This is a genomic window from Phytopseudomonas dryadis (genome assembly GCF_004327355.1).
Taxonomy (GTDB): domain Bacteria; phylum Pseudomonadota; class Gammaproteobacteria; order Pseudomonadales; family Pseudomonadaceae; genus Aquipseudomonas; species Aquipseudomonas dryadis.
Genome location: NZ_QJUM01000005.1, coordinates 232,693 through 241,774, shown reverse-complemented (window position 1 = coordinate 241,774; position 9,082 = coordinate 232,693). Strand labels below are relative to the sequence as shown.

Below are 9,082 nucleotides of genomic sequence, written 5' to 3'. Positions count from 1 at the left end.
GGATTTGTGGGGGTGGGATGGTTGCGGGGGTGATTCGAGGGATGAGATCTATGGGAGTTCGTCCCTGGGTATCGCTTCGCTCGACCCAGGCTACGCGCTGTCGGGCGTTGTGCGGGCTGATTCGAGCGATGGGAGATCGCCCCGGGTTTCGCAGGCTCAACCCAGGCTACGGGAGCTTTGTAGGTAGCCCGGGTCGAGCGAAGCGACACCCGGGGATTCGTCGCAGGCCCGACTTAAGCACAGCCAGTCCTTGGCCGCTCCGCCCTGCTCACTCGACGAAGGTGCAGAACGCCTCGAGCGGCAGGCGCTCGCTGACCAGGCGGTTGACCGGCGCCTCGGGGTCGGCGTGGCCGATGGCGATAGCGCAGTGCAGCACGTGGCTATCGGGTACCTGCAGAAAGGCTTCGACGCTCAGGTGATAGCGCGCCCAGCAGGCCTGGGCGCAACTGTCCAGGCCATGCTCCTTGAGCAGCAACATCAGGCTTTGCTGGTACATGCCCAGATCGGCCCACTGCCCCGGCCCCATGCAGCGCTCGACGAAGAAGAACGCCGCACAGGGCGCTTCGAAGAAACGGTAGTTGCGGGCAAACCAGGCCAGGCGCCCCGCCTTGTCGGCTCGCCCGATATCCAGCAGCCGGTACATCTGTTCGCCCACCTCGAAGCGGGAACTGCGGTATGGCTCCTGCAAGGGCTGCGGATACACCGGGTAATCCGGCGGATCGACCTCGGGATCGCGCGCCAGGCGCTCGGCGATATGCTCACGAAAGCGCGTCATGGCCGTGCCCTGCACGACCTGGATGCGCCAGGGCTGCAGGTTGCCGCTGGAAGGCGCCCGCGCGGCCTGTCGCAGCAGGCTGCGCAGCAGTTGCGCATCCACCGCCTTGTCGAGAAAGGCGCGCGTGCTGTGGCGCTCGCGCAGGGCTTCACTGACCTTCATATCACCTCCCGAATGCCTGCTGGCCGGTCGCCCCCGCCGGAGCGGCTTCAGCCGCGAAAGACCGGCTCGGCCAACTGTCTCACCCGCGGCAACGACAAAGGCCGCTTTCCTCCAGGAAAAGCGGCCTCGCCTGTACCGCGTTCTTCGTTACGGGGCGCTGTTGGCGGCCTGGGCGGCCTCGATCATGTCCTTGCCGATCTGGTCTTCGAACTTCTGCCACACCGGCTGCATGGCCTTGCGCCATTCGGCACGCTGCTCGGGCGTCAGCTCGATGATCTCGCTGGTCTTGGCATCGACGATCGTCTGCCGCGACGCCTGGTTCAGCGCTTCGGCCTGCTTGTTCACCTCGACCGTGACCTCGCCCATGACGGCCTCCAGCTCGCTGCGCACGTCTTCCGGCAGGCCGTTCCAGAACTTGGTGTTGGTGATCACCATGTAGTCGATGGCGCCATGGTTGGATTCGGTGAAGAACTTCTGCACCTCATGCACCTTCTGGCTCTCGTAGTTCGACCAGGTGTTCTCGGTGCCGTTGACCACGCCGGTCTGCAGCCCCTGGTAGACCTCGGCGAAACTCATCTTGCGCGGCGCCGCGCGCAGCGCCTTGAACTGCTCGTCGAGCACCGCCGAAGCCTGCACGCGGAACTTCAGGCCGCGGGCGTCCTTGGGCTCGTGCAGCGCCTTGTTCGCCGACAGTTGCTTCATGCCGTTGTGCCAATAGGCCAGACCGGTGATGCCCTTGCTCTCCATGCTGGTCAGCAGCGACTTGCCCTGGGGGCTCTGCTGGAAACGGTCGACGGCATGGATGTCATCGAAGATGAACGGCAGGTCGAAAATCTGGATCTGCTTGGCATAGTGCTCGAACTTGGCCAGCGACGGCGCCAGCAGTTGCACGTCACCGAGCAGCAGGGCCTCCATTTCCTTGCCATCGCCGAACAGCGACGAGTTGGGGTACACCTCGACCCTGACCCGCCCCGGCAGACGCTCCTCGGCCAGCTTCTTGAACAGCAGCGCGCCCTGCCCCTTGGGCGTGTGCTCGGCGACCACGTGGGCGAACTTGATACTGATCGGCGCATTGCCGGCGGCGTGCAGCATGCCGGCCACGGACAGGGACACGGCGCAGACCAGCGCCTGCATGGAAAGCTTCAGCATGGGAGAACCCTCATTTTGTTTTTGTTGGTAGGTCGTTATTTATAACGCCAGCTCCATCCGTGGAATTCGTCATTGCACAAGGGCGCCTTCGGCTGTGCCGAACGCGCCTCGATTCACTGGCCAGCCCGTTCCAGTATGCGCCGCGCGCGCCCGAGCACCGGTGCGTCGATCATCTGCCCATCGACCACGAAGACCCCGGCGCCGTCGGCCCCGGCCGCCAGCACCCGGCGCGCCCAGTCCAGTTCCTCGGCCGCCGGCGCCAGGACCTGGTGCACCACGCCGACCTGGCTGGGATGGATGCACAGCAGGCCGGCAAAGCCCATGTCGCGGGCATCCCGTACGGCACGTTCGAGGCCGGCGCGGTCGTCGATGGCCGGGAATACGCTGTCGAGCGGTGCGGCCAGGGCGGTGAGGCGGCTGTGCAGCAGGATCGAGTAACGCGCCTGGTCGAGGATGCGCTCGGCCGCGGCGGTACCGCTGCTCAGGCCCAGATCCAGGCCCAGATCCAGGCCGCCGAACGACAGCCGCTCGACCCCGGGCGCGGCGGCGATGGCCGGCAGCTCCAGCAAGCCGCGGGCGCTTTCGATGATCGGCCAGACCGGCTTGCCGCAGGCGGCGACCCGGGCCACCTGGGCGGCGCTTTCGACCTTGGGCAGCAACACCCCGATCACCCCGGCATGGCGCTGGCACAGGGCGATGTCTTCGGCATGCCCGGCATGCTCGGCGGCGTTGATGCGCACCAGCAGGCGCGCCTGGGGATGGCCGCCGAGGAAGGCATCCAGGTTGGCCCGGGCCTCGACCTTGAGGCTTTCCTGCACGGCGTCCTCGAGGTCGACGATGACCACGTCGGCGCCACTGGCCAGGGCCTTGGGAATGCGCTCCGGCCGGGAGGCCGGGACGAACAGGGCGGAACGGACGATGGGTGTGCTCATAAAGACGGCTTCCTGGCCCCATGGGGTCAATGGGAAATAGGGTTGGAACTGCTCACGATGTACGACTGCAAAAGGGCGCAAGCGGACGGCCGTAGGATGGGTGCAACCCATCGGCAATTGATGGGTTGCACCCATCCTACGGGCTGAACGACAAGCAAACCGCATAGGCTCTTTCGTCCAGCTTTCCAGCCTCAAGCGCTTCTGATCGAAGGCCGAAGGCCGCTTGATCGTGGACAACCTGTCAGACCGCACCGCTGGCCTTCAGCCCGGCGATCGCCGCTGCGCCGTAGCCCAGCTCCGCCAACAACGCCTCGGTGTGCTCGCCCAATCCGGGTACGGCATCCATGCGTGGGCTGAAGGCGCTGTTGCTGCCTGGCGGCAGTAGTGCGGGCAGCGTGCCGGCCGGGCTGTCGACCTGGCGCCAGCGGTCGCGCGCCTTGAGCTGCGGGTGGGCCCAGACGCCGGCCATGTCATTGACGTGGGCGTTGGCGATCTGCGCCTGTTCCAGGCGTTCGATCACCTGTTCGGCGCTGAGCGCAGCGAAGGTTTCGACGATGATCGCGCGCAGCGCCTCGCGGTTGGCCGAGCGTTTGAAGTTGGCCGAGAAACGCTCATCGGTCGCCAGCTGCGGCTGCAACAGCACCAGCTCGCAGAAGGCCTGCCATTCGCGCTCGTTCTGCAGGCCGAGCATCACCGTGCCGCCGTCGCCGGCGGGAAACGGGCCGTAGGGATAGATGGTCGAGTGAGCGGCCCCGGCACGCGGCGGCGGCGTGGCACCGTCGTACGCGTAATACAGGGGATAGCCCATCCACTCGACCAGGCTCTCGAGCATGCTCACGTCGATGCGGCTGCCCAGGCCGGTCTTGCCGCGCAGCAACAACGCCGAGAGGATGCTGCTGTAGGCGTACATGCCGGCGGCGATATCGGCGATGGAGCACCCGGCCTTGGCCAGTTGATCGTCGTCTGCTCCGCCGGTGACCGACAGGAAGCCGCCCTCGCTCTGGATCAGCAGGTCGTAGGCCTTTTTCTTCTCGTAGCTGCCGCCTTCGCCGTAGCCGGAAATGTCGCAGACAATCAGCTTGGGAAAACGCTCGTGCAGCGCCTCGAACGACAAGCCCATGCGCGCCGCCGCCCCCGGTGCCAGGTTCTGTACCAGCACGTCGGCCTTTTCCAGCAGGCTGTCGAGTACATCGCCGGCACCGTCCTGCTTGAGGTCGAGGGTCAGGCTTTCCTTGGAACGGTTGGTCCAGACGAAGTGCGAAGCCAGGCCATTGACACGCTCGTCATAGCCGCGAGCGAAGTCGCCGCTACCGGGGCGCTCGACCTTGATCACCCGAGCGCCCATGTCGGCAAGCTGGCGGGTGCAGAACGGCGCCGCAATGGCGTGTTCCAGGCTGACCACGGTGATGCCGTCGAGGGGCCGGGGTTGTTGTGCGTTGTTCATGTCCAGATCCTTTCCGTAGGGTGGATCGCGCTTTATCGATCCACCGGAAAATGTCGGCGATGGCAGAAGTCCGTCCCTGCCATCAGGCCAGGTTGCTCAGGTCGTCCGTCTCGCGCAGGCGCCAGACCTTGGCGATCAGCTCGCCGGCCTCATCGCTGCTGCGCTTGCCGGCGAAGGCCAGCAGGCGACGGAACTTGTCTTCCAGCTCGACACGGTCGAGGGTGTTGCCCGGATCGCCCTTGGGCTCGTCGATGGCACCGCGCAGGGTACGGCCATCGCCGGTGAGCACCTCGACCCGGCCCAGCCAGCGCGCCGGATAGGCAGCGTCCACCTCGGGATCGAGGCGCATGCCGACCTTGTCGCGGAACCTGGCGACGTCCTCATCGGTGAGCGACAGGTTCTCGAACTCGGTGAGCTGGGCCTTGCCATGCACGGCGATCAGGCCAAGCACGGTGCTCATGGAGAACTTGGCCTGGTGCACGGTCTGCGGCACCACTACACGGCCGAGCACATCGATGGCACCCTGGTGCACATGGGTGATCACTTGTGCGATGTCGCCATGGCGCAGACCCTCGCGCTGCATCAGATCCAGCAGCGCATCGGCGGCCGGATGAGTGTGGCGACAGGAGGCGTGGAACTTGAACGAGGTTTCCACCAGCGCCCAGCGGCTGCCGAGGCGATCCGACAGTTTGCTCGGGTCGGCATCGCTGGACATGCCCGCAGCCATGCCCTGCTCGCCCTCCAGAATGTTCTGCGCGCCGCTCAGCCCCTGCTCGGTGAAATACGCCGCCAGCAGGCCATCGGCGGCAGCCTTGGCGGTGTGCAGTTGCTTGGAGTCGGCGGCGTCGCGCAGGAACTCCCACAGCCCGGCGGCCTGGGTACCGGCATTGCCGAGCAGGTGGACGAACTGTTTCTGGTCGAAATCCAGCAGCTTGCCCACCGCCACGGCAGCGGCCAGGGTGCCGACCGTGGCCGTGGTGTGGAAGATGCGGTAATGGGAGCGGCCGAGGAATTCGCCGATGCGGATGCCCGCCTCGTAGCCGGCCACCGAGGCCAGCAGCAGCTCGCGACCGGACTTGCCCAGGTCCTGCGCCGCGGCCAGGGCCGCCGGGAACACCACGGTGGCCGGGTGCAGCACCGAGCGGTTGTGCAGGTCGTCCTGCTCCACCAGGTGCGAGGAAGCGCCGTTGACCAGCGCGGCGAAGTACGCCGAGGTGCCGCGGCCATTGACCAGGATGCGCGCCGGGCCATCGGCCGGGCCCATCTTCCGGGCGTAGGCCTCGAACAGCGGAATGGGATGCGCCCCTTCGCTGGCCAGGGCGGAGCCGAGCCAGTCGAGGAACAGCTCTTCGCTGCGATCCAGCACATTGCCTGGCAGATCGTCGTAACGCAGCTCGGCGAGGAATGCGGCCAGTGCTTGGGTATGGCTCATTTCATTGTCCCCCGGGCCTTAGAACGAACGTGGCAGGTCGAGCAGATGCTCGGCCACATAGGACATGATCAGGTTGGTGGAGATCGGCGCCACCTGGTACAGACGGGTCTCGCGGAACTTGCGCTCGACGTCGTACTCGCAGGCGAAACCGAAGCCACCGTGGGTCTGTAGGCAGACGTTGGCCGCCGCCCAGGAGGCTTCCGCGGCCAGGTACTTGGCCATGTTGGCGCTGGCCCCGGCGTTCTCGCCACGGTCATACTGCTCGCAGGCGCGCCAGCGCATCAGGTCGGCGGCCTCGACCTCGATATGCGCCTTGGCGATGGGGAACTGCACGCCCTGGTTCTGGCCGATGGGGCGACCGAACACTTCGCGGTCGCGGGCATAGGCGCTGGCTTTCTCGATGAACCAGCGGCCATCGCCGATGCACTCGGCGGCGATCAGGGTACGCTCGGCATTCAGGCCGTCGAGGATGTAGCGAAAGCCCTTGCCCTCTTCGCCGATCAGGCTGCTGGCAGGAATTTCCAGGTTGTCGAAGAACAGCTCGTTGGTCTCGTGGTTGACCATGTTGGCGATCGGCTGCACGGTCAGGCCGTTGCCGATGGCCTGGCGCAGGTCGACCAGGAAGATCGACATGCCGTCGACCTTCTTCGTCACCTCGGCCAGCGGCGTGGTGCGCGCCAGCAGGATCATCAGGTCGGAATGCTGGACGCGCGAGATCCACACCTTCTGCCCGTTGACCACGTACTTGTCGCCCTTGCGCACGGCCGTGGTCTTGATCCTGGTGGTATCGGTGCCGGTGGTCGGCTCGGTGACCGCCATCGACTGCAGGCGCAGCTCGCCGCTGGCCAGCTTCGGCAGGTAGTAGCTTTTCTGCTCATCGCTGCCGTTACGCAGCAGGGTGAACATGTTGTACATCTGCCCGTGGATGGTGCCGGAGTTGCCGCCGCAGCGGTTCACTTCCTCGAGGATCACCGAGGCTTCGGCCAGGCCCAGGCCGGAACCGCCGTACTCTTCCGGGATCATCGCAGAGAGCCAGCCGGCTTCGGTCAGCGCCTTGACGAAGGCTTCCGGAAAGCCTTTTTCCTCGTCGATCTTGCGCCAGTATTCGGCGGGGAATTCGGCGCACAGGCCACGCACGCCTTCGCGGATGAAATTCAGTTCTTCGCTCTGTTCCGGGGTCATCTTGATTTCCTCGATTCTTCTTGTTGCTTCAGCCGTAGGGTGGATCGGGGCGTGTAGCTGTCGCTTTTTACATCCACCAAAACGCCACCTGGTGGATCGGTAGAGCGTGATCCACCCTACTCGGCATCGGTCATTCGAATTCCACGTCGGCCTGCTGGGCCATGCCGGCTTCGTTGCCCGCCCACAGTTGCGCCTTGCCCGGCTCGGTTATCCGCCCGGCCACCTCGAAGGGCTGCGGCGCGATCAGCGGGCGCACGCCGCGATAGGCGAAGCGGCGCAGGCGGGTCTGCGGGTTGGCGCGGCAGAAGGCGCGCAGGTTGAGCGTGGCGATCAGCGGACCGTGCACCACCAGGCCGGCGTAGCCTTCGGTGCCGGTGACATAGGGCCAGTCGTAATGGATGCGGTGGCCATTGAAGGTCACCGCGGAATAGCGGAACAGCAGGGTCGGGCTGGGCACCACGGCCTCGCGCCAGTCGCCCGCCGGCAGTGCTTCGCCCCCTCCGCTCTTGGGCGGGCTCGGTTCGCGGTAGACGATGTCCTGCTCTTCACGGATGGCCAGGACGCCGTTCTGCTGGTAATCGTGGCGCACGGTGACGAACAGCAGCGCGCCGGTGCGGCCGTGCTTTTCCTTGATGTGGGTGATGGTCGAGACCCGGGTGGCTTCGCCACCGACGCGCAGCGGCGCGAAGAACTCCACGCGACCGCCGGCCCACATGCGGTTGCGATTGTCCGCCGGCGGCAGGAAGCCCCCCCGGGCCGGGTGGCCATCGCTGCCCAGGCCGCTCTCGGCGACGGGGTCCTGGAAGAACGCCCAGTGCCACAGCGGCGGCAGCGCCTCGCCATGGGCGGGCGTCTCCTCGCCGAGGGTCGCGGCGATGCGCTTGACCAGGTTGCGGCTCAGTTGATCATGGGATTCTTCGGTGCGACCGATCCAGGCGGAAAAAGCAGAGTCGCTCATGGTGGGTTCCAGCTGTCTTGTTATGTGCTGCCAGCATGCAATTCGCTTATCGTTCTGTGAATTTGCATTTGCATAAGCCAGCGTTCGGTTATGCTGAACGCCAGACTTAACTTCAGATCGCCCGCAAGCGGGCTCCTACCGAGACAGGCTGCCATGCACTTCGACCTGCCCGACCTGCGCCTCTTCATCCATATCGCCGAATCGCCGAGCCTGACCCAGGGCGCGCGCCGCGCCGCGCTCTCGCCCGCGGCCGCCAGCGCCAGGATCAAGGCCCTGGAAGGCCAGCTCGACACCCGCCTGCTGTACCGCGACAGCCGCGGCGTGGAACTGACCCCCGCCGGTCAGCGCCTGCTGCAGCATGCGCGGCTGATCATGCGCCAGGTCGATTACCTGAAAAGCGAATTCACCGAATACGGCAGCGACTCGGCGGGGCATATCCGCATCTTCGCCAACACCACCGCGGTGACCGAATTCCTGCCGGAAATACTGGCCGGCTTCCTCGCCGCACGCCCCGGGGTCACGGTGGACCTGCAGGAACGCCTGAGCCGCGACATCGTCCGCGGCGTGCTCGATGGCGGCGCGGATCTGGGCATCATCGCCGGGCCGGTGGAGGCCACCGGCCTGCAGGCCCTGCACTTCAGCACCGACCGCCTGGTGCTGGTGGTGCCGCATGGCCACCCGCTGGCGGATCGCGAGCGGGTCAGCCTGCGCGACACCCTGCAATACCAGCACATCGGCCTGCACGAAGGCAGCACCCTGCTGAGCTTCCTGCGCGAACACGTGGAAACCCTGGGCGGTACGCTGTCGCTGCGCATCCAGATGTCCAGCTTCGAAGCCATCTGCCGCATGGTCGAGGCCAACGTCGGTATCGGCATCATCCCCGAGTCCGCCGCCAGCCGGCACCGCCGCACCATGCAACTGACCACCATCGAACTGGACGAACCCTGGGCCGTGCGCGAACGCAGCATCCTGGTGCGCGACCTGGAAGCGCTGCCCGGCAGCGTGCGGGCGCTGATCGCCACGCTCCTGCCGGGAAGCTGAAGCCTAG

General features: G+C 66.2%; 8 protein-coding genes. 1 reads left to right on the top strand and 7 read right to left on the bottom strand.

Annotated elements, in window-relative coordinates; all coding sequences use genetic code 11:
- Positions 1 to 268: 268 nt before the first annotated feature.
- The 7 genes from DNK34_RS06415 to DNK34_RS06385 form a co-directional block, all read right to left on the bottom strand.
- Positions 269 to 937, bottom strand: coding sequence for a nitroreductase (locus tag DNK34_RS06415; RefSeq protein ID WP_131173415.1), 669 nt, complete (start codon positions 935 to 937; stop codon positions 269 to 271).
- Positions 938 to 1,084: 147 nt separating this feature from the next.
- Positions 1,085 to 2,086, bottom strand: coding sequence for a C4-dicarboxylate TRAP substrate-binding protein DctP (gene dctP, locus DNK34_RS06410; protein ID WP_131173416.1), 1,002 nt, complete (start codon positions 2,084 to 2,086; stop codon positions 1,085 to 1,087).
- Positions 2,087 to 2,199: 113 nt separating this feature from the next.
- The gene (locus DNK34_RS06405; RefSeq protein WP_131173417.1) at positions 2,200 to 3,018 is read right to left on the bottom strand and encodes an HpcH/HpaI aldolase/citrate lyase family protein; all 819 of its coding nucleotides are present in this window, start codon (positions 3,016 to 3,018) and stop codon (positions 2,200 to 2,202) included.
- A gap of 241 nt (positions 3,019 to 3,259) precedes the next feature.
- Positions 3,260 to 4,462 (bottom strand): CaiB/BaiF CoA transferase family protein, encoded by a 1,203-nt coding sequence (locus DNK34_RS06400; protein ID WP_131173418.1) that lies wholly within the window; start codon positions 4,460 to 4,462, stop codon positions 3,260 to 3,262.
- An 82-nt stretch (positions 4,463 to 4,544) separates the two neighbouring features.
- A complete protein-coding gene (locus DNK34_RS06395) occupies positions 4,545 to 5,894 on the bottom strand; it encodes an MmgE/PrpD family protein (protein ID WP_131173419.1) in 1,350 nt (449 codons plus the stop codon).
- Positions 5,895 to 5,912: 18 nt separating this feature from the next.
- Complete coding sequence (locus tag DNK34_RS06390) at positions 5,913 to 7,076, bottom strand: acyl-CoA dehydrogenase family protein (RefSeq protein WP_131173420.1); 1,164 nt, start codon at positions 7,074 to 7,076, stop codon at positions 5,913 to 5,915.
- Between the two features lie 130 nt (positions 7,077 to 7,206).
- Positions 7,207 to 8,034, bottom strand: coding sequence for an HTD2 family dehydratase (locus tag DNK34_RS06385; RefSeq protein ID WP_131173421.1), 828 nt, complete (start codon positions 8,032 to 8,034; stop codon positions 7,207 to 7,209).
- A 153-nt stretch (positions 8,035 to 8,187) separates the two neighbouring features.
- Here DNK34_RS06385 and DNK34_RS06380 point away from each other — a divergent pair, with 153 nt between their 5' ends.
- On the top strand, positions 8,188 to 9,075 hold the full coding sequence (locus tag DNK34_RS06380; RefSeq protein ID WP_131173422.1) for a LysR substrate-binding domain-containing protein: 888 nt from the start codon (positions 8,188 to 8,190) through the stop codon (positions 9,073 to 9,075).
- The last annotated feature ends 7 nt before the right edge of the window (positions 9,076 to 9,082 follow it).